This window comes from Streptomyces sp. NPDC028635 (genome assembly GCF_040637635.1).
Classification (GTDB): Bacteria; Actinomycetota; Actinomycetes; order Streptomycetales; family Streptomycetaceae; genus Streptomyces.
Genome location: NZ_JBEZWX010000063.1, coordinates 1 through 26656, shown reverse-complemented (window position 1 = coordinate 26656; position 26656 = coordinate 1). Strand labels below are relative to the sequence as shown.

Genomic DNA, 26656 nt, shown 5'->3' with positions numbered 1-26656 from the left:
GGTGTCCGTCCTCGGTCCGGCCGGCCGTCGCTTGATACGGCGCCCACCGCCGGTGCCGGACGCTGCGGGCGGACACCCCCCACCCCGTCCCCTTCCCGCCGTACGCGACTGCCGGCCGGTCGGTCGAGGCCGACGGCGACTGCAACCCCCTAGGGGCGCGGGGAACTGCGCGACCAGCCACGACGTACCCGCACGGGGCCGCCGTCGCGGCTGGCCTGCGCCGGGGCGCGTAGCCCGTCGTCGGGTCAGGTCTCGGCGGTCGTCGCACGGCGGGGCAGCGCGGTCGTGAGGGCTGCGCAGGCGACGAATGTCGCCGTGACCCACGGCATCGCCGTCGTCAGGGCGTGGGTCAGGCCGTGGGCGGTGTGGCCGAAGAACACCGTGCCGATCGCCGCCGCCCCCAGCGCGCCCCCGAACTGCTGGGCCGTGGAGAAGATGCCGGACGCGCCGCCCGCGAGGTCGGCGGGTACGGCGGACAGGACCACGTTGACCAGGGGCACGACGAGGAAGCCGAGGCCGGCGCCGGCCACCAGCAGGCCCGGGGTCAGCGGCCACGCACCCGTGTGTGTGCCAGAGGCGTCCGTGACGGCTGCCCAGACCCAGCCGAAGCCGCCGGCCATCATCAGCGCGCCCGCGCCCAGCACCACCCGGCCGTAGGTGACGGCGAGGGAGTCCGCGACGGGCGCGGTCAGGAAGCCGCCGGCCGAGAAGGCCACCGTCACCAGCCCGGCCTGCATCGGGGTGTACCGCTCGCCCGCCTGCAGCCAGATCGCGAAGACCAGGAAGAAGCCCTGCATGCCGACGGCGAACAGGAGTTGGACGAGGACGCCGAAGGAGAACGCGGGGAGGCGGAAGGCGCGGGCCGGGAGGAGGGGGGTGGTGCGGGCCGTGCGGCGGCGCCCCTCGACGAGCGCCAGCGCCGCGACCGCGCACACCCCCGCGGCCAGGCACAGCCAGCCCCACAGGGGCCAGCCGTTCTCGCGGCCCTGGACCAGCGGCAGCACGATCGCCACCAGGCCGGCCGCGAGGAGCACGCTGCCGAAGACGTCGGGGCGTCCGGCCGAGCGCTCCTTCGTGGCCGGCACCAGCAGCAGACCGCCGATGAACGTCGTCACCGCGATCGGCACGTTGACGAGGAACACCGAGCGCCAGCCCCAGCCGAACAGGTCGGCGTCGGTGAGCAGTCCGCCCAGCAGCAGGCCCACCGCGGAGGCGAAGCCGGACACCGCGCCGTACATCCCGAAGGCGGCGCCGCGCTCCTTGCCGGTGAACAGGGTGCGGAACGAGCCGATCACCTGGGGTACGAGGACGGCCGCCATGACGCCCTGCACGGCGCGTGCGGCGATCAGCTGGCCCGGTGACTGGGCGATGCCGCAGGCCAGGCTCGCCAGGCCGAAGCCCGCGGTGCCGGTGAGGAAGAGGGCGCGGCGGCCGTAGCGGTCGCCGAGGTGGCCGGAGACGATCAGCGTGGCGCCGAAGCCCAGCAGGTAGGCCGAGACCAGCCACTGGAGATCGCCGGCCGACGCGTGCAGGTCGCGGGCGATGGACGGGACGGCGACGTTGACGATCGTGACGTCGAGGAGGTCCATCAGGGCGGCGGTCATCATCACGACGGCCGCCGCCCAGCGGCGGGGGTGCGGTGCGGAGGTGGCGGGGGGTGGAGGGGGTGTGGTGAGGGTCGCTTTCGGCGTGGACTCGGGCATGGCGGGGCTCCCTTTTTATTTCGTTCGGGCTAACGAAAGAGTTGCAGGGAGTGAAGGGTGATCGCAAGTCATTCGTTCGGGCGAACTAAATTTTTAGTAGGGTGGGAGCATGTCGGACGAGAAGCGCGCGGAGACCCTGGGACGGCTCATGGCCGTCGGCCGTGAGCACAGTGGCGTCACGGTGATGTTCCACTCGGCGATCGCCGCCAAGCAGGGGCTGAGCGCGACCGAGGAGAAGACCCTCGACCTGCTGGAGCGGCACGGCCCGCTCACCGCCAAGGACCTCGCCCGGCTGACCGGGCTGGCCCCCGCCTCCGTCACCGGACTGGTGGACCGCCTGGAGGCCAAGGGGTTCGCCCGGCGCGTCAAGCACCCCACGGACAAGCGCAGGGTGCTGGTGGAGCTGGACGCGGACCGGGTCGGTGAGCTGGCCGCGTTCTTCGAGGACTGGGCCCGGGACATCGTCGAGGCGTGCGAGGAGTTCAGCACCGAGGAGCTGGACACCGTCGTGCGGTTCCTGACGGTGATGGCGCGGCGGCAGCGCGCGGCGGCGGCCCGCCTCACCGGTTCCTGACCGCGTACGGCGATGCCCTCCAAGAGGGCGGGATCAGGCCGGGCGCACGATGCCCTGCGCGCGGGCGGCCGTGAGCCACTGCGGGAACTCCCCCACCAGCCGGTCGTACAGCTCGGCGTCGGACACCGTGCGCGGGTCGGTGCCGGCATGGAAGAAACCGGCGTTGTCGACCGTCCGCTTGTCCGGTACGGCGAGGTCGTCGAGCTTGCGCAGGAAGTCGAACTGCTTGCTGTGCGGGTCGCCGAAGCCGACGAACTGCCAGAACAGCGGCAGCCGCGCCGCCTTGCACAGATAGCGTTCGGCGGCGAGCTTGTTGATCGGGCCGCCGTCGGTCTGGAAGACGACCAGGGCGGGGTGGTTCGCGCCGCTGTCCAGGTAGTGGTCGATGACGGCGTCCATCGCCAGGTGGTAGCTCGTCCTGCCCATGTGGCCGAGCCCGGCCACGATCCGGTCGATGCGGCCCTGGTGGTCGGCGAGCGCGATGTCGGTGACGGCGTCGACGTCGGTGGAGAAGAAGACGACCGGGACGACGCCGTCGTCGTCGAGGTGCGCGGACAGGCCCAGCACCCGGTCGGCGAGCGCCTGCACACTGCCGTCCTGGTAATAGGGCTTCATCGAGCCCGAGTAGTCGACGACGAGGTACACGGCCGCCCTGAGGCCGTCCAGGCCGTGCTTGGTGAGCGACACCCCCGCGCTCTTGTAGAGATTGACGAGCGCCGGCGCGCTCTCCTGCACCTTGGTCAGACTGATCGCGGCCACGCGCTGCCCCCCTCGGAGTCGTGGTTCCGGCTGCCGAGGGTACGTCACACATGCCCCTGGCAACCCCTCACCCCCAGGCGTTCGCTATTTTGTTCGCCGCCGTCCCCACCGGCTCACCGTCCGTCCCATCTCTGTGAGGAGCCGGCGTGGAACCCGAGTCCGCCGTCACCACGTGCTACCGCCATCCCAAGGTGGAGTCCTACGTCCGCTGCACCCGCTGCGAGAGGTTCATCTGCCCGGACTGCATGCGCGAGGCGGCGGTCGGCCACCAGTGCGTGGAGTGCGTGAAGGAGGGCGCGCGCTCGGTGCGGCAGGCCCGCACCGTCGTGGGCGGACGGGTCCCGGCGACGCCGGTCCTCACCTGCGTGCTGATCGGCCTGAACGTGCTCGCCTATCTCGGCGAGCTGGTCCGGCCGGGGATCGTCGAGCGGTTCTCGATGCTCGGCGCCCGGCTGGTCGGCCCGGACGGCGGCTACTACGTCTACGACAGCGGCTTCCCGGCGGACTACCACGCCCAGGGTGTCGTGGCCGGCGAGTGGGAGCGACTGCTGACCGGCTCGTTCCTGCATCTGCCGCCGACCGAGGGCGCGTTCGGGATCGCGCACATCGTGATGAACATGCTCGCGCTGTGGCAGATCGGCCGCGTCGCGGAGGTCCTGCTCGGCCGGGTCCGCTACCTGGCGCTGTACCTGCTGTCCGCGCTCGGCGGTTCGGTGCTGGAACTGCTCATCGCCGACCCGGCGACCGAGTCGGTGGGCGCCTCGGGCGCGATCTTCGGGCTGGGCGCGGCGTACTACGTCCTCGCCCGGCGCATGGGCGGTGACCTCGGGCAGGTCAACCGGTTCATGGGCATGCTGCTGCTGTGGATGCTGATCTCCGCCGGTCTGACGTCCTGGCAGGGCCACCTCGGCGGTCTGCTCACCGGCGGCGCGGTGAGCCTGGCGTACGCCTACGCGCCCCTCAACCGCCACCGCACGCTGGTGCAGGCGGCCGCCTGTGTGGCGGTGCTGGCGCTGCTCGCGCTGTGCGCGTGGGGCAAGGTCGCCGAGCTGACCTCGGTCACGGCGTGAGGGCGGCGGGGACGACACCATGAAGCGCACCGGCTGTCTGCTGTTCACGGCCCTCCCCGTCGTCGCGGCGGCGGCGGTCTTCTTCCTCACCCCGGCGGACGACGGCGGGCCCGCCCCCGGCGCGTCCGCCACGCAGGAGTCCCGCAAGGACGCCAAGGTCCGGGCGGAGCAGGGCCCCGGGCAGCGGTCACCGGACGCGGAGGTGCTGGCCGACGCGCCGCCGGGGCTGGCCGCGCCCGCGAAGAAGGAACTCGCGCAGCAGATCGTGGCCAGCGCCGAGAACTCCACGCTCGACTGGCGGACCTCCTACGGCTCCATCGAGGACATCGGCGACGGCTGCGGCTACACGGCCGGTGTCATCGGTTTCTGCACCGGCACCCACGACCTGCTCGGCCTTGTGGAGCGCTACACGCGGGAGCACCCGGACAACGGTCTGGCCCGCTACCTCCCGGCGCTGCGGGCCGTGGACGGCACCGGCTCCCACGAGGGGCTCGACCCGGGTTTCCCGGCCGCGTGGAAGGCGGAGGCGAAGCTCCCGGCGTTCCGGCAGGCGCAGGAGCGCGAGCGCGACGAGGTCTACTTCGAGCCCGCCGTGCGTCTGGCCAAGCTGGACGGCCTGGGCACGCTGGGCCAGTTCGTCTACTACGACGCGATGGTCCTCCACGGTCCGGGCATCGACGCCGACGGCTTCTACGTGCTGCGTGAGCGCGCCATGCGGCAGGCGAAGACCCCGGCGCAGGGGGGCGAGGAGAAGACGTACCTCTCCGCCTTCCTGGACGTGCGCCGCGCGGCGATGAGACAGCGCCGGACCACCCAGGACACCTCCCGCGTCGACACGGCCCAGCGCCGCTGGCTGGACAGCGGCAACCTGACCCTGGACACGCCGCTGAGCTGGGAGATGTACGGGGAGTCGTACCGGGTGCCGTAGCGCCGCGCGGAGAAGGCGACGGCGCCTGCCCAGGGTCCGGTCGGGGACAGGGCAGGCGCCGTCTGTGTTCCGCACGCCGTTGTACGGGACGTCAGTGGGGGTGACCCCGCGGGGTCACCCGGGCCTTCAGACCGCCAGGGCGCGGTCCGTCGGGCGGATCGGGGCCGGCAGGTCGCTGGCTCCGGTCAGGAAGCGGTCGACGCCGCGGGCGGCCGAGCGGCCTTCCGCGATCGCCCACACGATCAGGGACTGGCCACGGCCGGCGTCACCGGCGACGAAGACACCGGGGACGTTCGTCTGGAAGTCGGCGTCGCGGGCGATGTTACCGCGTTCGTCGAGGTCCAGGCCGAACTGCTCCACCAGGCCGTTGTCCCGGTCGGTGCCGGTGAAGCCCATCGCGAGGGTGACCAGCTGGGCCGGGATCTTGCGCTCGGTGCCCGGCTTGGAGGTCAACTTGCCGTCGACGAACTCGACTTCGCTCAGGTGCAGCCACTGCACATTGCCGTCCTCGTCGCCCTCGAAGTGGGTGGTCGAGACGGAGTAGACCCGGTCGCCGCCCTCCTCGTGCGCGGAGGTGACCTTGTACAGCATGGGGAAGGTCGGCCACGGCTGGTTCGTCGGGTGCCGCTCCTCGCCCGGGCGGGGCATGATCTCCAGCTGCGTGACCGAGGCCGCGCCCTGGCGGTGGGCGGTGCCCACGCAGTCGGCGCCGGTGTCGCCGCCGCCGATGACGACGACGTGCTTGCCCTCGGCGGAGATCGGGGGCGCCACGAAGTCGCCCTCCTGCACCTTGTTCGCCAGGGGCAGGTACTCCATGGCCTGGTAGATGCCCTTGAGCTCGCGGCCCGGCACCGGCAGGTCGCGGGCGGTGGTGGCGCCCACGGCCAGCACGACCGCGTCGTACCGCTTCTTCAGGTCCGTGGCCTTCAGGTCGCGGCCGATCTCGATGCCGGTGCGGAAGCGGGTGCCCTCCGCGCGCATCTGCTCGATACGGCGGTTGATGTGCCGCTTCTCCATCTTGAACTCGGGGATGCCGTACCGCAGGAGGCCTCCGACGCGGTCCGCGCGCTCGTAGACGGCGACGGTGTGGCCGGCCCGGGTGAGCTGCTGGGCGGCGGCCAGGCCCGCGGGGCCCGAGCCGACGACGGCGACGGTCTTGCCGGACAGGCGCTCGGGGATCTGCGGGGCGACGTCCCCGGTCTCCCACGCCTTGTCGATGATCGAGACCTCGACGTTCTTGATGGTGACCGGCGGCTGGTTGATGCCGAGCACGCACGCCGACTCACAGGGCGCCGGGCACAGGCGACCGGTGAACTCCGGGAAGTTGTTGGTCGCGTGCAGGCGCTCGGAGGCGGCGCCCCAGTCCTCGCGGTAGGCGTAGTCGTTCCACTCGGGGATGAGGTTCCCGAGCGGACAGCCGTTGTGGCAGAACGGGATGCCGCAGTCCATGCAGCGGCTGGCCTGCTTGGAGATGATCGGCAGCAGGGAGCCGGGGACGTAGACCTCGTTCCAGTCCTTGACGCGCTCGGGCACCGGACGGGACTTGGCGACCTCGCGGCCGTGGTTCAGAAAGCCCTTCGGGTCAGCCATTGATCGCCGCCTCCATCATCTTCTCGGTGATCTCGGTCTCCGACAGACCGGCTCGCTCGGCGGCGTCCTTGGCGGCGAGCACTGCCTTGTACGTGCTGGGGATGATCTTGCTGAAGCGCTCGACGGCGGTGTCCCAGTCGGCCAGGAGCTTCGCGGCGACGGTGGAGCCGGTCTCCTCCTGGTGGCGGCGCACGACGTCGTGCAGCCACTGCTTGTCCGTCTCGTCCAGCGCCTCGACCGCGTCGGCGTTGCCGGCGTTGACGTTGTCGCGGTCCAGGTCGATGACGTAGGCGATACCGCCGGACATACCGGCCGCGAAGTTGCGGCCCGTCTCGCCGAGGACGACCGCGTGACCGCCGGTCATGTACTCGCAGCCGTGGTCGCCCACGCCCTCGGAGACGACCAGCGCGCCGGAGTTGCGCACGCAGAAGCGCTCGCCGGTCTTGCCGCGCAGGAACATCTCGCCGCCGGTCGCACCGTAGCCGATGGTGTTGCCGGCGATGACGCTGTACTCGGCGAGGTGGTCGGCGCCCCGGTCCGGGCGGACGACGATCCGGCCGCCGGACAGGCCCTTGCCGACGTAGTCGTTGGCGTCGCCCTCCAGGCGCAGCGTGACACCGCGCGGGACGAAGGCGCCGAAGGACTGCCCGGCGGAACCGGTGAAGGTGATGTCGATGGTGTCGTCGGGCAGGCCCGCACCGCCGAACTTCTTCGTCACCTCGTGGCCGAGCATGGTGCCGACCGTGCGGTTGATGTTGCGGATGGCGACCTGGGCGCGGACCGGCTGTGCGTCCGTCGCGTCCGAGGCGGCCAGCGCGTCCGCGGCCAGCTTGATCAGCTCGTTGTCGAGGGCCTTCTCCAGGCCGTGGTCCTGGGCGATCACCTGGTGGCGGACCGCGCCCTCGGGCAGCTCGGGCACGTGGAACAGCGGGTCGAGGTCCAGGCCCTGGGCCTTCCAGTGGTCCACCGCGCGCTCGACGTCCAGCACCTCGGCGTGGCCGACGGCCTCCTCGATGGAGCGGAAGCCCAGCTCGGCCAGCAGCTCGCGGACCTCCTGCGCGATGAACCGGAAGAAGTTCACCACGTGCTCGGCCTTGCCGGCGAAGCGGTCGCGCAGGGTGGGGTTCTGGGTGGCGATGCCGACCGGGCAGGTGTCCAGGTGGCACACGCGCATCATCACGCAGCCGGAGACGACGAGCGGAGCGGTCGCGAAACCGAACTCCTCGGCGCCCAGCAGCGCGGCGATGACCACGTCACGGCCGGTCTTGAGCTGGCCGTCGGTCTGCACGACGATGCGGTCGCGCAGGCCGTTGAGCAGCAGGGTCTGCTGGGTCTCGGCGAGGCCGAGCTCCCAGGGGCCACCGGCGTGCTTCAGCGAGGTCAGCGGCGACGCGCCCGTGCCGCCGTCGTGGCCGGAGATGAGCACGACGTCCGCGTGCGCCTTGGACACACCCGCCGCGACCGTGCCGACGCCGACCTCGGAGACCAGCTTGACGTGAATCCGCGCCTGCGGGTTCGCGTTCTTCAGGTCGTGGATCAGCTGGGCGAGGTCCTCGATGGAGTAGATGTCGTGGTGCGGCGGCGGGGAGATCAGGCCGACACCCGGCGTCGAGTGACGGGTCTTGGCGACCCACGGGTAGACCTTGTGGCCGGGCAGCTGGCCGCCCTCGCCGGGCTTGGCGCCCTGCGCCATCTTGATCTGGATGTCGTCCGCGTTGACCAGGTACTCGGAGGTCACGCCGAAGCGGCCGGAGGCGACCTGCTTGATCGCCGAGCGGCGCGCCGGGTCGTACAGGCGCTCCGGGTCCTCGCCGCCCTCACCGGTGTTGGACTTGCCGCCCAGCTGGTTCATGGCGATGGCGAGGGTCTCGTGCGCCTCCTGCGAGATGGAGCCGTACGACATGGCGCCCGTGGAGAAGCGCTTGACGATCTCCGAGACGGGCTCGACCTCGTCGACCGGGATGGGGCCGCGGCCGGACTTGAAGCCGAACAGGCCGCGCAGCGTCATCAGACGCTCGGACTGCTCGTTCACCCGGTCCGTGTACTTCTTGAAGATGTCGTAGCGGCCGGTGCGCGTGGAGTGCTGGAGGCGGAAGACCGTCTCCGGGTCGAACAGGTGCGGCTCGCCCTCGCGGCGCCACTGGTACTCGCCGCCGATCTCCAGCGCGCGGTGCGCCGGGGCGATGCCGGAGGCCGGGTAGGCCTTGGCGTGGCGGGCGGCGACCTCCTTGGCGATGACGTCGATGCCGACGCCGCCGATCTTGGTGGTGGTGCCGTTGAAGTACTTCTCGACGAAGGCCTCGTCCAGGCCGACGGCCTCGAAGACCTGGGCGCCGCGGTAGGAGGCGACGGTGGAGATGCCCATCTTGGACATGACCTTCAGCACGCCCTTGCCGAGGGCGTAGATCAGGTTCTTGATGGCCTTCTCGGGCTCCAGGCCGTTCAGGAAGGTGCCCGCGCGCAGCAGGTCCTCCACCGACTCCATCGCCAGGTAGGGGTTGACGGCTGCGGCGCCGTAGCCGATGAGCAGGGCGACGTGGTGGACCTCGCGGACGTCGCCGGCCTCGACCAGCAGGCCCACCTGGGTGCGCTGCTTGGTGCGGATGAGGTGGTGGTGGACGGCCGAGGTGAGCAGCAGCGACGGGATCGGCGCGTGCTCGGCGTCGGAGTGCCGGTCGGACAGGACGATCAGGCGGGCGCCGTTCTCTATGGCGGCGTCGGCCTCGGCGCAGATCTCCTCGATGCGGGCGGCCAGCGCCTCGCCGCCGCCGTGCACCCGGTACAGGCCGGAGAGGGTCGCGGCCTTGAAGCCGGGCATGTCGCCGTCGGCGTTGATGTGGATGAGCTTGGCCAGCTCGTCGTTGTCGATCACGGGGAAGGGCAGGGTGACCGAGCGGCAGGAGGCGGCCGTCGGCTCCAGCAGGTTGCCCTCGGGGCCCAGCGAGGAGCGCAGGGAGGTGACCAGTTCCTCGCGGATCGCGTCCAGCGGCGGGTTGGTGACCTGCGCGAAGAGCTGGGTGAAGTAGTCGAAGAGCAGGCGGGGGCGCTCGGACAGGGCCGCAATCGGGCTGTCGGTGCCCATGGAGCCGATCGGTTCGGCGCCGGCGCGGGCCATCGGGGCGAGGATGACGCGCAGCTCCTCCTCGGTGTAACCGAAGGTCTGCTGGCGGCGGGTGACCGAGGCGTGGGTGTGGACGATGTGCTCGCGCTCGGGCAGGTCGCCCAGCTCGATCTCGCCGGTCTCCAGCCACTCGGCGTACGGCTTCTCCGCGGCGAGCTGCGCCTTGATCTCGTCGTCCTCGACGATGCGGTGCTCGGCGGTGTCGACGAGGAACATGCGGCCGGGCTGGAGGCGGCCCTTGCGGACGACCTTGGCCGGGTCGATGTCAAGGACGCCTACCTCGGAGCCGAGGACGACGAGGCCGTCGTCGGTGACCCAGTAGCGGCCGGGGCGCAGGCCGTTGCGGTCGAGTACGGCGCCGACCTGGGTGCCGTCGGTGAAGGTGACGCAGGCGGGGCCGTCCCAGGGCTCCATCATCGTGGAGTGGAACTGGTAGAAGGCGCGCCGGGCCGGGTCCATGGAGTCGTGGTTCTCCCACGCCTCCGGGATCATCATCAGCACCGAGTGCGGCAGCGAACGGCCGCCGAGGTGCAGCAGCTCCAGCACCTCGTCGAAGGACGCGGAGTCAGAGGCATCGGGCGTACAGACCGGGAAGATCCGCTCGAGGGTCTTCCCGGACGAGCCGAACAGGTCCGAGACCAGCTGCGATTCGCGGGCGCGCATCCAGTTGCGGTTGCCCTTGACGGTGTTGATCTCACCGTTGTGGGCGACGAAGCGGTAGGGATGCGCGAGCGGCCACGACGGGAAGGTGTTCGTGGAGAAGCGGGAGTGGACGAGCGCGATCGCGGACGCGAAGCGGCGGTCGGACAGGTCCGGGAAGAACGGCTCGAGCTGGCCGGTGGTCAGCATGCCCTTGTAGACGATGGTCCGCGCGGACAGCGACGGGAAGTAGACGCCCGCCTCGCGCTCGGCGCGCTTGCGCAGCACGAACGCCTTGCGGTCCAGGGCGATGTCCTTCGAGGCCCCGTCGGTGACGAAGAGCTGGCGGAAGGCCGGCATGGTGGAGCGGGCGGTGGCGCCGAGCAGCTCCGGGGCGACCGGGACCTCGCGCCAGCCGAGGACGGTCAGGCCCTCGTCGGCGGCGATCGTCTCGATCTGCGAGACGGCACCGGCGGCGCCGTCCTCGGGGAGGAAGGCGATGCCGACGGCGTAGGCACCGGCCTCGGGCAGCTCGAATCCGGCCACCTCGCGGAAGAACGCGTCGGGAACCTGGGAGAGGATGCCCGCGCCGTCGCCCGAGTCGGGCTCGGAGCCGGTGGCACCGCGGTGCTCCAGGTTGCGCAGGACCGTCAGGGCCTGCTCGACCAGCGTGTGGGACGCCTCGCCGGTGAGGGTGGCGACGAAGCCGACGCCGCAGGCGTCGCGCTCGTTGCGGGGGTCGTACATACCCTGCGCAGCAGGGCGAGCATCCATGAACGACCAGTTCTGGCCGTTCGTGGAGTGCTGGGACGGCTGGCGCGGCGTACGCATCGGCTCTCCCGTCGTCGTCAAGTGGCATGTGGCAAGTGCCGAGGGACGACGTTGGCCCTCTGCGTGATCTCAAAATTTCGTGCAGGTTACATGATGGAGCGATTCTCGGGAACCGGATACTTCGTTCCAGCATGCGGACGCCGCGGGAGTGCGCGGGCGGGGGGTGGACGATCCCGCGGCGGAAAGTATGGGCGGGCCGACGCGGACAGATCGATGTCCGTCGGACCGGGGCGGGGCGGGCGTCGTCGCTCGCCCCGATGGGGTGCCGCGGGCCTCGTTGCCCGCAGCGCTTACGGCTCATGCCCCGCCGTCACAGAGCTGAAACCAGCGGGTAATGGAGAACTTATGCAGTCCCTTGCATAAGTACCAGCCGCGTCATCCTACGGCCGTTCCGAACAGGATGCCCAGGGCGTACGTCACACCGGCCGCGGCGCCACCCAGGACAAGCTGGCGCAAACCGCTGTACCACCAGCTGCGCGCGGTCACCTTGGCGACCACCGCGCCGCAGGCGAACAGCCCGAACAGCGCGAGCAGGACGGCCGGCCACAGCGCGGTGGCGCCGAGCAGATACGGCAGGACGGGCAGCAGGGCGCCCAGCGCGAAGGAGCCGAACGAGGACACGGCGGCGACCAGCGGCGAGGGCAGATCGCTCGGGTCGATGCCCAGCTCCTCGCGGGCGTGGATCTCCAGCGCCTGCTCCGGGTCCTTCGACAGCTGCCGGGCGACCTCGCGGGCCAGCTCCGGCTCCACGCCCCGCGCCGCGTACAGGGCGGCCAGCTCCGCCTCCTCGTCGGCGGGGTGCTTGCGCAGCTCGCGGCGCTCGATGTCCAGTTCGGCCTCGACCAGCTCGCGCTGGGAGGCGACCGAGGTGTACTCGCCGGCCGCCATCGAGAAGGCACCGGCGGCCAGGCCCGCGAGCCCGGTCAGCACGATCGTGTGCTGGCCGACGGATCCGCCCGCGACACCGGTCATCAGGGCCAGGTTCGAGACCAGTCCGTCCATGGCACCGAAGACGGCGGGCCGCAGCCACCCTCCGTTGACGTCACGGTGGGTGTGGTTGTCGCGGTGCGCCTCGTGCAGCGCCGCCCGGGTCTCGATGATGGCCATGAGGGTCCCCCAAGAAAGCTAAGGCAAAGCTAAGTCTGGACAGATTCCAATTTCCGACAACGCTGAATCTACGCCCAGGATTCCCGCGCCGCCAGCAAGGAAAGGCTGCACTAACCTGCACGTTTGCCCTCCGGGCGGGGGCGGGCCACGGGTCGGCGGGGGTGGCGGTTGCGGGGGCCGGGCCGCCGGTCGCGGGGGCCGGAGGCGGGCGCGCCGGTTCCGGCGGCCGGGGGGCGAGCGCCGGTCGCGGAGGCCGGGGGCGAGCGCCCGTCGGCGGGCGGCGGAGCCTGTGCCGGGCGGCCAGGGGCGCCGACTGAGCGGACGGCAGCCGGCCCGGGCCGCTGGTTACCAGCGGGGGCGTCCCGCGACGGGCCGGCCGGGGACGCCGGGAGCCGGTCCGGGTGGCTCGGGCGCCCGCGCCAACCGGTGACTGCCCGACCCGGAACGCCAACGGCCCCTAGACGGCCGGAGACGCCACCGACGGGACAGCGGCCGGTACCGGCGGCCGGGGACGCCCCCCGGCGGCTGCGACCAAGTGACCGCCAGTGACCGCCGGACAGGACTCCGGGAGCCGGTACCGACGGCGGAGGACGCCCGCCGCGGAGCGGTACCCGTGGCGGCGGGCCGGCGAGCCGGGAGCCGTGCCCGCGCCGCCGGCTGGACGGCAGCCGCCCCAGAGGTCGCAGCCGGTACGGCGGCCGGGGGCGCCCGGCGCGGCAACCTGACTGTCGGCCGGGACGCCACCCGTCGACCGCGGCGGCGGTCGAGCAGGGTGCCCGGCGACCGGTGCGGCCGGCCCCGAGGCCGGAAGCCGATACCGGCGGCCAAGGGGGCGCCCGCCTGGAATCGGCCGGCTCCCGACCCGGTACGCCGAGAGCCCGTGCGGGCGGCCGGGAACGCCGCCGACGGAACGGCAGCCGGCCCGGAGGCCGGAGGCGGGCGCCGGTCCCGGAGGTTCGGTGAGCGGGGTGACCGGCAGGCGAGGACAGCGGCGTGGGACGTCGGTGCGCGCCGACCGGGTGACAGCCGGTGCGGACGCGCGAGGCGGGACGGTCGCCGTGGCACATCTGGCGTCGAGGGCCGCCCGCCCTCGACGGGACTCCCCGGAGGTGACGCCACCATGGCCACGATCCGTGAGCGGGCCCGCGGCGCCCTGCTCGGCCTGGCCGTCGGGGACGCCCTCGGGGCGCCGGCGGAGAATCTCAAGCCCTCCGAGATCTGCGCCCGCTGGGGCCGTATCACCGGCTTCGTGGCCACCGAGCCGGCCGGCACCGACGACACCGAGTACACGATCTTCTCCGGGCTGCTGCTCGCCCGGCACGGCTCGGCGCTGACCCCGGCCGACGTCGAAGCGGCCTGGCACGAGTGGATCGCCGACCGCGCCGAGGGACCCTTCCGCGGCGCGGGGTTCAGCGAGCGCGGCACGCTGGAGAACCTGCGCCGGGGCCTCGCCGCGCCCATCTCCGCCCAGCACCGGCACGCCTGGAGCGACGGACTCGCCATGCGCGCGGCCGTCTCCGGGGTGCACGCCGCGGGCCGCCCGGCGGAAGCGGCACGGCTCGCCGCGATCGACGGCTCGGTCAGCCATGAGGGCGAGGGCATCTACGGCGGCCAGGCGGTCGCGGCCGGGGTGGCGGCGGCGATGGGCGGCGCCGCACCGGAGGCGGTGGTCGCGGCCGCGCTCACCGTCGTACCGGACGACTCCTGGACGGCACGCTCCCTGCGGCGCGCGGTCATCGCCGCCCACCGTGGCGAACGGGCCGTCCGCACGGCCGTCGTCATCGGCGGCTATCCGTGGACGGACCTGGCCCCGGAGGCGGTCGCCCTCGCCTTCGGCGCGTACGCGGCCGCCGACGGCGACTTCCGCGACGCGGTGCTCACGGCGGTGAACATGGGCCGTGACGCGGACACGACGGCCGCGGTGGCCGGCGCCCTGGCCGGTGCGACGCAGGGAGTGGCGGCGATCCCGGCCGACTGGGCGGCGGCCATCGGTCCGGCCCGCGGCAGCTGCCTGCCGGCGATGAAGGGGCGGCATGTGCTGGAGGTGGCGGATCTGCTGGTGGACTCCGCCGGGATGAGCGGGGACGAGGAGCAGCCCAGGCCGTGGCGGGCGGCAGAGGCTGAGAGGGCGGCAGAGGCCGATGGCGCTGCGGAGTCCGGGAGGGTCCCGGAGCCCGCAGCAGGGGGCGGTGCGTGGGCGGCGCGGGTCGTGGTGCCGGACTTCGTGCCGAACGCGGCGCCTGACGAAGAGTGGGACGAGGTACGTGACCAGGCACGCGCCGCCGTACGCGACGAGGGACGGGACGGAGTACGCGACGAGGGACGGGACGAGGCGCGCGCGTCCGCTCCTCCCCCGGCCGAGCCGGCCGCGCACGAGCCCGCGCCCGCTCCTCCCCCCGCCGAGCCAGCCGGCGGATGGGCTCCGCCCCGGGGATCCCGGGCGCCGAACCCCCTCGTGCCGGCGATGGATCCCGGGGAGCCGGACGACGAGGTGAAGCCGTGACCCGCCGTATCGAAGGGCTGCTCCTCGGGCTCGCCGCCGGTGACGCGGCCGGATGGCCCGCCGCGCGGCACCGCGCCGCCCGCATGCCGCAGTGGACCCGGCGGCTCACCCGCGAGCTGGACACCTTCGCCGAGGACAACGCCACCACCACCCTCCCCGTCCCGATCGCCCTCAACCAGCCCCCCGAGCCGCTGCGCCTCGGCCCCTCCGACGACGCCGAGTGGGCCGCGTTCGCCGCCGAGGCGGTGCTGCGGGCCGGTGACGACCACGCGCTCGGCGACCTCAGCCGGGAACGCCGGGTGCGCACCGCCATCGACCTCACCTGGACCGCCGTCGCCGCCGAGGTCGCCGTCGCGGCCGAGCGCGCCGCCGAGATCGAGTCCGCCGTCCTGCCCCTGCGCGCCCGCATCTCCGTGCGCGCCGGCCTCGGTAACCTCGCCGCCGGTCTGCGCCCGCCCGCGACCGGCCACGACAACCCGCACTACTTCGACGACGCCGCCTGCGTGCGCGCCTGCGTGCTGGCCGCCGCCCACGTCGGCGACCCCCGCGCCGCCGCCGGCCTCGCCGAGTTCGACGCCCGCTACACCCAGGACGGCGACGGCGTGCACGGCGCCCGGGCGATGGCCGCGGCCCTCGCGCTCGCCCTCGCCGGCGCCGACACCGGCACCTGTGTGACCGCCGCCCTCACCGAACTCCCCCCGGACACCGAGATCGGCCGCAACGCCCGGCACGCGCTCACCCTCGCCCGTGCCGCCGAGAGCGCCTTCGCCCTGGTCCCGCCGCTGGAGCACCAGATCGTCGACCACGTCTACAGCTACGGCATCGCCGCCGCCGAGACCGTGCCGGTCGCCCTCGCCCTGGCCACCGCGGCAGAGGGCCGGATCTCCGTCGCCGTGCCCGCCGCCGCCTGCCTGTCCCGGGTCGCCGACTCCGCCCCCGCCCTCACCGGCGCGCTCACCGGGGCGCTGGGCGGCGCCGAGGCGATCCCCGAGACCTGGCGCGCCGCCTGCCGCACCCTCACCGGCTGCGCCCTGCCCCGCCTGACCGGCACCGACCTCGTGGAACTCGCCGAGTCGCTGGAAGCCGCGCAACCGGCCCTGCCAGGAGGATGATTCGGCACATGACGCCCAAAGGAGAAGAAAGCCAGGGGGCGGTGACCCTGGGGGACCGGATCACCGGCGCCCTCGTCGGCGCGGCCGTCGGCGACGCCCTCGGCGGCCCGGTCGAGGGCTACTCCCCCGACCAGATCACCGAACGCCACGGCGGCCGTGTCCACGGCGTCGTCGGCCCCTGGCACGGCGACGCCTGGCGCACCGCCCGCCCCCTCGCGCCGTACCACAAGGGCGACGGGCACGTCACCGACGACACCTTGATGACCCATGCCCTCGTCCGGGTCTACGCCACCGTCCGCGACCACCTCGACGCGTACGCGGTCGCCGACCACCTGGTCCCCGACCTGATGACCACCCCGCGCTGGATCCCGGAGCTGGAGGCGGAGGCGCTGCCCCTGCAACGGATCTTCCTGGCGGAGAAATGGCTGGTCACCCGCCTGCACTACGGCCATGTCGACCCCCGCGAGGCCGGCGTCGGCAACGTCGTCAACTGCGGGGCCGCGATGTACATGGCCCCCGTCGGCCTGGTCAACGCGGCCCACCCTGCGGGCGCTTACGCCGAGGCGCTGGACGTCGCGGGCGCCCACCAGTCGTCGTACGGCCGGGAGGCGGCCGGTGTCTTCGCCGCGGCCGTGGCGGCGGCCTGCGCCCCGGGCGCCACACCGGAGTCGGTGGTCCGCGCGTGCCTGGAGCTGGCGAAGGACGGCACCCGGGCGGCCATCGAGGCGGTGTGCGACGTCGCCGCCCACTGCACCGACTTCGAGTCGGCGCTCGCCCCGCTGCGGGAGGCGGTCACCCCCTACGACACCGTGGGCCCCGACTACCGCTCGCCCTCCTTGGGCGCACGCCGCCCGTCCCGGTTGCACGCGATCGAGGAACTGCCCGTCGCCCTGGGCATGTTGGTCGTGGCGCGCGGCGACTACCGGCACGCCGTGCTCGGCGCGGTGAACTACGGCCGCGACTGCGACTCCATCGCGACGATGGCGGGAGCGCTGGCCGGCGCCCTCGGCTCGCCGGTCCCGGAGGACTGGGCGAAGACGGTCGCCGAGGCCAGCCGCCTCGATCTGTGGGAACCGGCCCGCGTCCTCACCGGCGTCGCCCGCGAGGTCTTCCGGCGGGACGTGGCGCGCCGGCGCGCCCACGAGGAGGCGTTCGCGCGGCTCGGAGGCGCCGGATGCGCCGAGTGACCTGGGTCCAGCCGGAGGACCTCATCGGGCACGAGCTGCGCCAGGCGGCCCTGGACGGCCGTGAGCCGAAGGTGATCGCGGCGCGCTGGCGGGCGGCCGGCGGTCCCGACGCCCCGGAGCGGGCCGGGGCGTCCCCGCGGTACGCCTCCCGCTATCTGCGCCGGCTCGCCGAGGACCTGCTGGACGAACTCGCCGATCTGCCCAGCCGGCTGGACGAGCCGACCGGCCTGGAGCGCATCAAGCGCCTGTGCCCCGACTGGCCCGCTCCCGCGCCGCGCACGCCCCTCTCCCCGGAACGGCTGGAGGCCGCCTGGCTCGGCCGGGCCGCCGGCTGCCTGCTCGGCAAGCCCGTCGAGAAGCTTCCGCTCGACGGCATCCGCGCGCTCGCCCAGGCGGTCGGCAACTGGCCGCTGAGCACCTGGTTCACCGCCCGCGGTGTCCCCGGCGAGCTGCTCGCGGCACATCCGTGGAACCGCCGCTCGGCCGCCACCTCGCTGGCCGAGACCATCGAGGGCATGCCCGAGGACGACGACCTCAACTTTCCCTTGCTGAACCTGCTGTTGCTCCAGCGGCACGGCCGTGCCTTCACCACCGCCGACGTCGCCGCCCTCTGGCTCGACGAGCTGCCGCCGGGCCGGGTCTTCACCGCCGAGCGCATCGCCCTGCGCAACCTGCTGCTCGGCCTCGAGCCGCCGGAGACCGCCCGCCACCGCAACCCCTTCCGCGAGTGGATCGGCGCCGTCATCCGCGCCGACGTCCACGGCTGGACGAACCCCGGCGATCCGGCCGGGGCCGCCGAGCAGGCCCACCGCGACGCCACCCTCACCCACACCGCGAACGGCGTGTACGCGGCGATGTTCGTCGCGGCCACCCTCGCCGCCGCGGCGAGCGGGGAACACGACGTCCACGCCTGCCTGCGTATCGGCCTGACCGTCGTGCCGCCCGGCTCCCGGCTCGCGGAAGCGGTCCGGCACGCGGTGCGACTCGCCCACGAGCACGCGGACTTCGACACCGTCGTCGACCGGCTCCACGCCCGCTACTCGCCCACCCACCACTGGGTGCACGCCCTGCCCAACACCGCGCTGACCGCCGCCGCCCTCACCCACGCCGACGGGGACTTCGCCGGGTCCATCTGCCGTGCCGTCTCGGGCGGCCTGGACACCGACTCCAACGGTGCCACGGCCGGCAGCGTCGCCGGACTGCTCGCCGGTTCCCCCGCCGCGCTGCCCGACCGCTTCACGGCCCCGCTCAAGAACCGGCTCGCGACCACCGTCGGCGGCTTCGACGGCATCGGCTTCGACGCCCTCGCCCACCTCACCCACCGGGAGGCATCCCGTCCATGACCGACGCACCGGGAGGTACCCCGCCCACGACCGAGGCCCCGGAAGGCAGCCCGTCCCTGACCGAGGCCCCGCTCACCGGTCTGCGCGTGCTGGACCTCGCCACCCTCTTCGCCGGGCCCCTCGCGGCCACCTTCCTGGGCGACTTCGGCGCGGAGGTGATCAAGGTCGAGCACCCGGCGAAACCCGACCCGTCCCGCGGCCACGGCCCCGCGAAGGACGGGATCGGCCTGTGGTGGAAGGTACTCGGCCGCAACAAGCGCACCCTGACCCTCGACCTGTCCACCCCCGGCGGCCGCACCACCCTGCTGCGCCTGGCCGCCGGCGCCGACGTGATCGTGGAGAACTTCCGCCCCGGCACGCTCGAGAAGTGGGACCTCGGCTGGGACGAGCTGTCCGCCGCCAACCCGCGGCTGGTCCTCGCCCGGGTCACCGCCTTCGGCCAGTTCGGCCCCTACGCCCACCGGCCCGGCTTCGGCACGCTCGCCGAGGCCATGAGCGGCTTCGCCGCGATCACCGGCGAACCGGACACCCCGCCCACGCTGCCGCCGTTCGGCCTGGCCGACTCCATCGCCGGACTCGCCACCGCCTACGCCGTCATGGCCGCGCTGGCCGCCCGGGAGCGCACCGGCGCCGGACAGGTCGTCGACATGGCGATCATCGAGCCGATCCTGACCGTCCTCGGCCCCCACCCGACCTGGTACGACCAGCTCGGATACGTCCAGGAACGCACCGGCAACCGCTCCGCCAACAACGCCCCGCGCAACACCTACCGCACCGCCGACGGCACCTGGGTCGCGGTCTCCACCTCCGCCCAGTCGGTCGCCGAACGGGTCATGGAGCTGGTGGGCCGCCCCGAGCTCATCGACGAGCCGTGGTTCGCCACCGGCGACGGCCGCGCCCGCCACGCCGACCTGCTCGACGAGGCCGTCGGCCGCTGGATCGCCGCGCGCCCGCGCGAGGACGTCCTCGCCGCCTTCGAGAAGGCGGAGGCGGCGATCGCCCCCGTGCAGGACGTACGGGAGGTGATGACCGACCCGCAGTATCAGGCGCTGTCCACGATCACCACCGTCGACGATCCGGAGCTGGGTCCGCTGCGCATGCAGAACGTCCTGTTCCGGCTGTCCGCCACGCCGGGTGCCGTCCGCTGGGCCGGCCGTCCGCACGGCGCCGACACCGACGCCGTCCTCGCCGAGCTGGGCCTGAGCGCGGCCGAGGTGGCCGCGCTGCGCGCGGAGGGCGCCGTATGACGAGCCCGCCGCACACCCCGTCCGCCGCTTCCGCGCCGGCCGCTTCCCCGTCGGCCGCTGGTTCGCGCGCCGGTGCCCCGCTCACCTGGCTCTACGCCCCCGGCGACCGGCCGCGGGTCGTCGCCAAGGCGCTCGGCTGCGGGGCCGACGTGGTGGTGGTCGACCTGGAGGACGCGGTCGCCCCCGACCGCAAGGAGTACGCCCGCGCCGCCACCGCCGCCCTCCTCGCCGACCCGCAACCGGTGCCGGTGCATGTGCGGATCAACGCCTTGGACGGCCCGCTCGCGGAGGCCGATCTGCGGGCCCTCGCCCGTCTGCCGGGCGTGGCGGGGCTGCGGCTGCCGAAGGTCGGCGGGCCCGGGCAGATCGTCCGGGTCGCCGAGCGGACGGTGGCCGCGAGCGGCCGGGTGCCACCGCTGTACGCCCTGCTGGAGTCGGCGCTCGGCATCGAGTACGCCCACGCCATCGCGACCGCGCACGGCGCCGTGCGCGGCATCGCGCTCGGCGAGGCCGATCTGCGGGGCGATCTGGGGATCCGGGACGACGCCGGTCTGGACTGGCCGCGCTCCCGGGTGGTGGTCGCCGCGCGGGCGGCGGGGCTGCCACCGCCCGCCCAGTCCGTGCACCCCGACATCCGCGACCTGGACGGCCTGGCCGCGAGCTGCGCCCACGGCCGCGCCCTCGGCTTCCTGGGGCGCGCCGCGATCCATCCCCGCCAGCTCCCGGTGATCGAGCGGGCCTATCTGCCGACCGCGGCGGAGATCGAGGACGCGGAGGCCGTGATCGAGGCGGCGGCTGCCCGCCCGGGCGCGCAGGCGCTGCCCGACGGCCGCTTCATCGACGCGGCGGCGGTGACGGCGGCCCATCGCACGTTGGACCTGGCCCGCCGCCGCCGACGGCCGCCGCCGACATGACGAGGGGCGCCCGGAAGACTCCGGGCACCCCTCACGGTCGTACGACGTGACGTGTCACGACTTCTTGGTCGCGGTCCCCGCCTCGTCCTTCGCCTCGTCCTTGGTCTCGTCGGCCACCGGGACCTGCTCCTCGGTCGCGGCCTCGGGCCCGGCGTCGGTCGCGGCGCCGTCGGCCTTCATGTCGCTCGCGGCCTCGGCGCCGTCCTGGGCCTTGGTGTCGCCCGCGGCCTCGATGCCGGTCTCGGCCTCGGTGTCGGTCTGCGAAGCGCCGGCGGCGTCGGCACCCGGTTCGACGATCGCCTCCCGGCCCGGGTGCTTCTTCGCCGACAGCACCATGTAGAGCACCGCGAGCAGGAAGACGAACAGCGCGGTCCAGTTGTTCAGCCGCAGGCCGAGGATGTGGTGCGCGTCGTCCACGCGCAGGTACTCGGTCCAGAACCGGCCCACGCAGTACGCGGCGACATAGAGCGCGAACGCGCGGCCGTGGCCCAGCTTGAAGCGGCGGTCGGCCCAGATGACGAGCAGCGCGACGCCGATGCACCACAGCGACTCGTACAGGAACGTCGGGTGGTAGGTGCCGGGAACCCGCCCGTCGGCGGAGGAGGTGATCTTCAGCGCCCAGGGCAGATCGGTCGGCTTGCCGTACAGCTCCTGGTTGAACCAGTTGCCCCAGCGGCCGATCGCCTGGGCCAGGGCGATGCCGGGGGCGACGGCGTCGGCGTACGCCGGCATCGGGATGCCGCGGCGGCGGCAGCCGATCCACGCGCCGAGCGCGCCCAGGGCGATCGCGCCCCAGATACCGAGGCCGCCTTCCCAGACCTTGAAGGCGTCCACCCAGTCGCGGCCCGCGCTGAAGTACAGCTCGTAGTCCGTGATCACGTGGTACAGACGCCCGCCGACCAGGCCGAACGGCACCGCCCAGACCGCGATGTCCGCGACCGTGCCGGCTCGTCCGCCCCGGGCGATCCAGCGCTTGTTGCCGAGCCAGACGGCAACGAAGACACCGATGATGATGCAGAAGGCGTAGCCGCGCAGCGGAATGGGTCCGAGGTACAGCACCCCGCGCGACGGGCTGGGAATGAAGGCAAGTTCCATGGCAAGGTCGACGCTACCGTGCCGGACCCGGGCGACGGCAAGCCGCCTGGCTACGGGTCCGTAACGGGGCCGTGAGAAAACGCCGTGAGACGCCGCCGGGCCCGGCTCGGGCAGCGGGGGACATCAGCCCTTGGCGGCCTCCTGGACCAGCTGCTTCAGCTTCGCCGGGGTCATCGTCTGGTCCTGGTAGATGTTCTTGCCGTTGAGCAGCACGGTCGGGGTGCCCTGGAAGCCGCCCTTCTGGAACGCCTGGTGGGACTTCGCCACCCAGCTGTTGTGCTTGCCGTCCCGCACACAGGAGACGAAGGCGGGCGTCTCCAGCCCGGGGACCTTGCCGGCCAGCTCGATCAGCTTGCTGTCCTCGGCGAAGGCGTCGTCGGTCTCCTTCGGCTGGTTCTCGTACAGCACGTCGTGGTACGCGGTGAACTTGCCCGCGTCCTGGGCGCAGGCCGCGGCGTTCGCGGCGTGCCGGGAGCCGCTGCCGCCGAGGTTTCCGTCGATCAGGGTGACCAGGTGGTACTCGCCTCTGAGCAGGCCGGCGCCGGTGAGCTCGTGGATCGTGGGGCGGTACGCCGCCTCGAAGGCCTGGCAGGCCGGGCAGCGGAAGTCCTCCCAGACGACGAGGGTGGATTTGGCGCTGTCCTTGCCGACCGGGATGGCCAGGGCGTCCTTGCCCTGCGCGCCCGAGGGCGCGACCACGGGCCCCGCGCTGCTGGAGCTCTTGTCCTTGCCCGCGTTCGCGGCGACGACGCCGATCACCGCCGCCAGGCCGAGCACGCAGACCACGCCGGCCCCGATGATCAGGGTGCGCCTGCGCTTCTCGGCAGTCTTCTGCTTCTCACGCTCGACCGCCAGCCGCTCCCTGGCAGTGCGCTTTCCGTCACGGTTCTTCTCGCTCACACCCCCAGAACGAACCGGGGAGGCGCATTGCGCCTCCCCGGTCCCAGGTCCACCCGTTCGAGTGACCGATACGAAATGTCCCTGTCTGTTATGCCTGCGTCGCCGTCGGCGCGCGGATGCCTATGCCTGTCCGCGCACGCCCAGCGCCAGCTCACCGGCGAGTGCGCGCACCGCCTCCAGGCCGGCCGCCTCGTCCGGCGCGTCCAGCATCCGCTTGACGAAGGCCGAGCCGACGATCACGCCGTCGGCGAAGCCGGCCACCTCGGCGGCCTGCGCGCGGTTGGAGACACCGAGGCCGACGCACACCGGCAGGCCGGCGCCGGTCGCGCGAGTGCGTCCGACCAGGTCCTGGGCCTGTGCGCCGACGGACTCACGGGTGCCGGTGACGCCCATGAGGGAGGCGGCGTAGACGAAGCCGCTGCCCGCCGCGGTGATCTCCGCGAGCCGCGCGTCCTTGCTGCTGGGCGCCACGACGAACACGGTCGCGAGTCCGTGCTTGTCGGCGTGCTCGCGCCACAGCGCCGACTCCTGCACCGGCAGGTCGGGCAGGATGCAGCCCGCGCCGCCCGCCTCGGCCAGCTCGGCGGTGAAGCGCTCGACGCCGTAGCGGTCGATGGGGTTCCAGTAGGTCATGACCAGCACCGGCTTGCCGGTCGCCCGGTGGGCCTCGCGCACCGTGCGCATCACGTCGGCGATCTTCACGCCGCCGCGCAGGGCGATGTCGTCGGCGGTCTGGATGACCGGGCCGTCGAGCACGGGGTCGCTGTGCGGCAGGCCCACCTCGACGATGTCGGCGCCGCCGTCGAAGACGGCCTTGATCGCCTCGATGCCGCCGTCCACGGTCGGGAACCCGGCCGGCAGGTAGGCGATGAGCGCGGAGCGGCCCTCGGCCTTGGCGGCGGCCAGGGTGTCGGTCAGCAGCTGAATGTTCCCGCTCACTTGGCGTCCCCCTCGATCTCCGCCGTGTCGGCCTCGTTCGCGGCGACCTCCGCGTCGGTGTCGTACAGCCCGAAGTAGCGGGCGGCGGTGTCCATGTCCTTGTCGCCGCGGCCGGACAGGTTGACCACGATCAGGCCGTCCTCGCCCAGCTCGCGGCCGACCTCCAGGGCGCCGGCGAGGGCGTGGGCGCTCTCGATGGCCGGGATGACGCCCTCGGTGCGCGACAACAGGCGCAGCGCCTGCATCGCGGCGTCGTCCGTGACCGCGCGGTACTCGCCGCGGCCGGAGTCCTTGAGGTAGGAGTGCTCGGGACCGATGCCGGGGTAGTCAAGACCGGCCGAGATGGAGTACGGCTCGGTGATCTGGCCCTCCTCGTCCTGCAGGACGTAGGAGCGCGAGCCGTGCAGGATGCCCGGCTCGCCCGCGGTCAGGGTGGCCGCGTGCTCACCGGTCTCGACGCCGTGGCCGGCGGGCTCGCAGCCGATGAGGCGGACGCCCTCGTCGGGGATGAAGGCGTGGAAGAGACCGATGGCGTTGGATCCGCCGCCGACGCAGGCGATCGCGGCGTCGGGCAGGCGGCCGGCCCGCTCCAGGAGCTGGCGGCGTGCCTCCACGCCGATGACGCGGTGGAAGTCGCGGACCATCGCCGGGAAGGGGTGGGGGCCGGCGACCGTGCCGAAGAGGTAGTGGGTGTGGTCGACGTTGGCGACCCAGTCGCGGAACGCCTCGTTGATGGCGTCCTTCAGGGTGCGGCTGCCGGACTTCACGGCCACGACCTCGGCGCCGAGCATGCGCATGCGGGCGACGTTGAGGGCCTGGCGGCGGGTGTCGATCTCACCCATGTAGATCGTGCACTCGAGGCCGAACAGCGCGCAGGCGGTGGCCGTGGCGACGCCGTGCTGGCCGGCTCCGGTCTCGGCGATCACGCGGGTCTTGCCCATGCGCTTGGTGAGCAGGGCCTGGCCGAGCACGTTGTTGATCTTGTGCGAGCCGGTGTGGTTGAGGTCCTCACGCTTGAGGAACACACGGGCGCCGCCCGCGTGTTCGGCGAAGCGGGGGACCTCCGTCAGGGCGGAGGGGCGGCCGGTGTAGTTGACCAGGAGGTCGTCGAGCTCACGGGCGAACTCGGGGTCGTTCTTGGCCTTGTCGTACTCGACGGCCACCTCGTCCACGGCGGCGACGAGGGCCTCCGGGATGAACTTGCCGCCGAATGCGCCGAAGTAGCCTGCGGAGTCGGGGACCTGACCCTGCGGGTCGGGGATGAAGAAGTCGCTGGGCATGCGGAAACCTCACGGTGAGTGTTCTCGGAAGTGACTGATCGCCGTGGGGGCTCGGGTGGTCCGTCGGCTGCGAGCCGCGTGTGGTCGCTCGCGCTCGCGCGGCGGTAGCCGCATGTCAAGCACGGTCCCGCGCCCCTAAAGGGCGCGCTGCCATCGACGGCCGTTGATCTGCCCGGGTTCGTCTCCGATGACATAACGGACCCTGCGGCCGTGGACCCGGCGTGCGGGCGCGCGGCAGCCACGGGGGCGGCAGCCGCGCGCCAGGCGGGCGTACCGGTCCGTGGTCGGCGCAGGGATCGTCGGAGTCATCGTGGGAAGCCTAGCGGTGCCTCAGCCGCGGCCGTGGCGCAGCGCCGGGTGCTCGCCGGCGGCGACCAGGTCGGCGACCGCGGCCTTCGGGTCCTTGCCGGTGACCAGGGACTCGCCCACGAGGACGGCGTCGGCGCCGGCGTTGGCGTAGGCGATCAGGTCGTGCGGGCCGCGGACGCCGGACTCGGCGACCTTGACCAGGTGGTCGGGGATCTCCGGGGCGACGCGCTCGAACGTGCCGCGGTCGACCTCCAGCGTCTTGAGGTTGCGCGCGTTGACACCGATGATCTTGGCGCCGGCGTCCACGGCCCGCTCCACCTCGTCCTCGTCGTGCACCTCGACCAGCGGGGTGAGACCGATGGACACGGCGCGCTCGATCAGCGACTCCAGGGCCGGCTGCTCCAGGGCGGCGACGATCAGCAGGGCGAGGTCGGCGCCGTAGGCCCGGGCCTCCCAGAGCTGGTACGACGTGACGATGAAGTCCTTGCGCAGCACCGGGATGTCCACGCGGGCGCGGACGGCCTCCAGGTCGGCCAGCGAGCCGCCGAAGCGGCGTTCCTCGGTGAGGACGGAGATGACGGCCGCGCCGCCCGCCTCGTAGTCCGCGGCGAGGCCGGCCGGGTCGGCGATCGCGGCCAGCGCGCCCTTGGAGGGGCTGGACCGCTTGACCTCGCAGATCACCTTGACGCCGTCGCCCTTGAGCGCGGCCACGCCGTCCTTGGCCGCGGGGGCCTTCGCCGCGCGCTCCTTGAGCTCGTCGAGGCTGACGCGCGCCTGCCGCTCCGCGAGGTCGGCACGGACTCCGTCGATGATCTCGTCGAGCACACTCACGCGAGCGGCCCCCTTCCAGACGGTTGACACATTCCAGCGACCAGGGGGGAATCATTGGTCACTGCGATGGTATCCGCCCGAAGGCCATGACTTCGCATCCGGTGGATCCCGGTCCCACTACCTGGACATTCACCGATCGCTCACGGATGGAGCCAACCGCCGAACGGCAGGTTCCGGACAACGGTGAAGACCAGCAGCAGCCCGCCCAGCGTCCACAGGTGCGCGGGCCGGGGGTCGGGCCGGAAGGGCCGTCCGCGCACCGCGTGAACCACCCAGACGGTCCACAGCGCCGCGAACCCCAGATAGCCCACGACCGCCGCCGCGTTGTCGTGCAGCGCGCCCATGAGGTCGCCGTGGGCGACGGCGTGCGCGCTGCGCAGCCCGCCGCAGCCGGGGCAGTAGACGCCGGTGAGGCGCAGCAGGGGGCACACGGGGTAGTGGCCGGGCTCGTTGGGGTCGACGGCGCCGACGTAGGCGAAGGCGCCCGCGACGGCGGCGAGGAGGGCGGCGGGCACCGCCAGCCGCTCCAGGAGTCCGTGTCTCACGTGTCGCATTGTGCTCCCCCGAGGCGGAAGACGCCGTGAGGGGCGTCCCGGCACGCGTGCTCCGGTCTGACCTTCGCCCCCGAGGGCGGCTCCGAGCGCATGCGCAAGGTCATCAACAAGATGGTCTCG

Annotated in this window: 19 protein-coding genes and 1 pseudogene; 9 read left to right on the top strand and 11 right to left on the bottom strand. The window is 73.1% G+C overall.

Features of this window, described 5'->3' with window-relative positions; all coding sequences use genetic code 11:
* Positions 1 to 245 precede the first annotated feature (245 nt).
* Positions 246 to 1703 (bottom strand): MFS transporter, encoded by a 1458-nt coding sequence (locus tag AB0E88_RS34430; protein WP_361638790.1) that lies wholly within the window; start codon positions 1701 to 1703, stop codon positions 246 to 248.
* A gap of 109 nt (positions 1704 to 1812) precedes the next feature.
* Here AB0E88_RS34430 and AB0E88_RS34425 point away from each other — a divergent pair, with 109 nt between their 5' ends.
* Complete coding sequence (locus AB0E88_RS34425; protein ID WP_361638788.1) at positions 1813 to 2277, top strand: MarR family transcriptional regulator; 465 nt, start codon at positions 1813 to 1815, stop codon at positions 2275 to 2277.
* Between the two features lie 33 nt (positions 2278 to 2310).
* On the opposite strand, the gene AB0E88_RS34420 is transcribed toward AB0E88_RS34425, so the two are convergent.
* Positions 2311 to 3036: a VWA domain-containing protein gene (locus tag AB0E88_RS34420; RefSeq protein ID WP_361638786.1), complete on the bottom strand. Its 726-nt coding sequence runs from the start codon at positions 3034 to 3036 to the stop codon at positions 2311 to 2313.
* Between the two features lie 146 nt (positions 3037 to 3182).
* Between AB0E88_RS34420 and AB0E88_RS34415 the strand changes: the two genes are divergently transcribed.
* Both AB0E88_RS34415 and AB0E88_RS34410 read left to right on the top strand, forming a co-directional pair.
* Positions 3183 to 4106, top strand: a complete 924-nt coding sequence (locus AB0E88_RS34415; protein WP_361638784.1) for a rhomboid family intramembrane serine protease — start codon at positions 3183 to 3185, stop codon at positions 4104 to 4106.
* A gap of 19 nt (positions 4107 to 4125) precedes the next feature.
* Positions 4126 to 5034 (top strand): chitosanase, encoded by a 909-nt coding sequence (locus AB0E88_RS34410; protein WP_361638782.1) that lies wholly within the window; start codon positions 4126 to 4128, stop codon positions 5032 to 5034.
* Between the two features lie 126 nt (positions 5035 to 5160).
* Here the strand turns inward: AB0E88_RS34410 and AB0E88_RS34405 are convergent, their stop codons facing one another.
* The 3 genes from AB0E88_RS34405 to AB0E88_RS34395 form a co-directional block, all read right to left on the bottom strand.
* A complete protein-coding gene (locus AB0E88_RS34405; RefSeq protein WP_361638780.1) occupies positions 5161 to 6624 on the bottom strand; it encodes a glutamate synthase subunit beta in 1464 nt (487 codons plus the stop codon).
* Positions 6617 to 11215, bottom strand: a complete 4599-nt coding sequence (gltB, locus tag AB0E88_RS34400) for a glutamate synthase large subunit (RefSeq protein ID WP_361638778.1) — start codon at positions 11213 to 11215, stop codon at positions 6617 to 6619. Before gltB ends, AB0E88_RS34405 begins: the two co-directional genes overlap by 8 nt.
* Before the next feature lie 375 nt (positions 11216 to 11590).
* Positions 11591 to 12322 (bottom strand): VIT1/CCC1 transporter family protein, encoded by a 732-nt coding sequence (locus tag AB0E88_RS34395; RefSeq protein ID WP_361638776.1) that lies wholly within the window; start codon positions 12320 to 12322, stop codon positions 11591 to 11593.
* Positions 12323 to 13442: 1120 nt separating this feature from the next.
* Between AB0E88_RS34395 and AB0E88_RS34390 the strand changes: the two are divergent.
* The 6 genes and pseudogenes from AB0E88_RS34390 to AB0E88_RS34365 all read left to right on the top strand — a co-directional run.
* Positions 13443 to 14384: pseudogene (locus AB0E88_RS34390) on the top strand (ADP-ribosylglycohydrolase family protein); the annotation flags it as partial.
* A 437-nt stretch (positions 14385 to 14821) separates the two neighbouring features.
* Entirely contained in the window at positions 14822 to 15937 is a 1116-nt protein-coding gene (locus AB0E88_RS34385) for an ADP-ribosylglycohydrolase family protein (RefSeq protein ID WP_361638775.1), read from the top strand.
* 8 nt (positions 15938 to 15945) lie between these two features.
* Complete coding sequence (locus AB0E88_RS34380) at positions 15946 to 17124, top strand: ADP-ribosylglycohydrolase family protein (protein ID WP_361638773.1); 1179 nt, start codon at positions 15946 to 15948, stop codon at positions 17122 to 17124.
* Positions 17112 to 18467 carry an ADP-ribosylglycohydrolase family protein gene (locus tag AB0E88_RS34375; protein WP_361638772.1) on the top strand — a complete coding sequence of 452 codons (1356 nt, stop codon included), beginning with the start codon at positions 17112 to 17114 and terminating at the stop codon, positions 18465 to 18467. Before AB0E88_RS34380 ends, AB0E88_RS34375 begins: the two co-directional genes overlap by 13 nt.
* Positions 18464 to 19714 (top strand): CoA transferase, encoded by a 1251-nt coding sequence (locus AB0E88_RS34370; RefSeq protein ID WP_361638771.1) that lies wholly within the window; start codon positions 18464 to 18466, stop codon positions 19712 to 19714. The genes AB0E88_RS34375 and AB0E88_RS34370 overlap by 4 nt, the downstream gene beginning before the upstream one ends.
* Positions 19711 to 20628 carry a CoA ester lyase gene (locus AB0E88_RS34365; protein ID WP_361638770.1) on the top strand — a complete coding sequence of 306 codons (918 nt, stop codon included), beginning with the start codon at positions 19711 to 19713 and terminating at the stop codon, positions 20626 to 20628. The genes AB0E88_RS34370 and AB0E88_RS34365 overlap by 4 nt, the downstream gene beginning before the upstream one ends.
* 54 nt (positions 20629 to 20682) lie before the next feature.
* On the opposite strand, the gene lgt is transcribed toward AB0E88_RS34365, so the two are convergent.
* The 6 genes from lgt to AB0E88_RS34335 form a co-directional block, all read right to left on the bottom strand.
* On the bottom strand, positions 20683 to 21723 hold the full coding sequence (gene lgt / locus AB0E88_RS34360) for a prolipoprotein diacylglyceryl transferase (RefSeq protein WP_361638768.1): 1041 nt from the start codon (positions 21721 to 21723) through the stop codon (positions 20683 to 20685).
* Between the two features lie 123 nt (positions 21724 to 21846).
* A complete protein-coding gene (locus AB0E88_RS34355; RefSeq protein ID WP_361638767.1) occupies positions 21847 to 22623 on the bottom strand; it encodes a thioredoxin domain-containing protein in 777 nt (258 codons plus the stop codon).
* Positions 22624 to 22743: 120 nt separating this feature from the next.
* The gene (gene trpA, locus AB0E88_RS34350) at positions 22744 to 23562 is read right to left on the bottom strand and encodes a tryptophan synthase subunit alpha (protein ID WP_361638765.1); all 819 of its coding nucleotides are present in this window, start codon (positions 23560 to 23562) and stop codon (positions 22744 to 22746) included.
* Entirely contained in the window at positions 23559 to 24842 is a 1284-nt protein-coding gene (gene trpB, locus AB0E88_RS34345; protein ID WP_361638763.1) for a tryptophan synthase subunit beta, read from the bottom strand. Before trpB ends, trpA begins: the two co-directional genes overlap by 4 nt.
* Positions 24843 to 25172: 330 nt before the next feature.
* Positions 25173 to 25982: an indole-3-glycerol phosphate synthase TrpC gene (gene trpC / locus AB0E88_RS34340; RefSeq protein WP_361638761.1), complete on the bottom strand. Its 810-nt coding sequence runs from the start codon at positions 25980 to 25982 to the stop codon at positions 25173 to 25175.
* Between the two features lie 140 nt (positions 25983 to 26122).
* Positions 26123 to 26536 (bottom strand): DUF2752 domain-containing protein, encoded by a 414-nt coding sequence (locus AB0E88_RS34335; RefSeq protein WP_361638759.1) that lies wholly within the window; start codon positions 26534 to 26536, stop codon positions 26123 to 26125.
* Positions 26537 to 26656 lie beyond the last annotated feature (120 nt).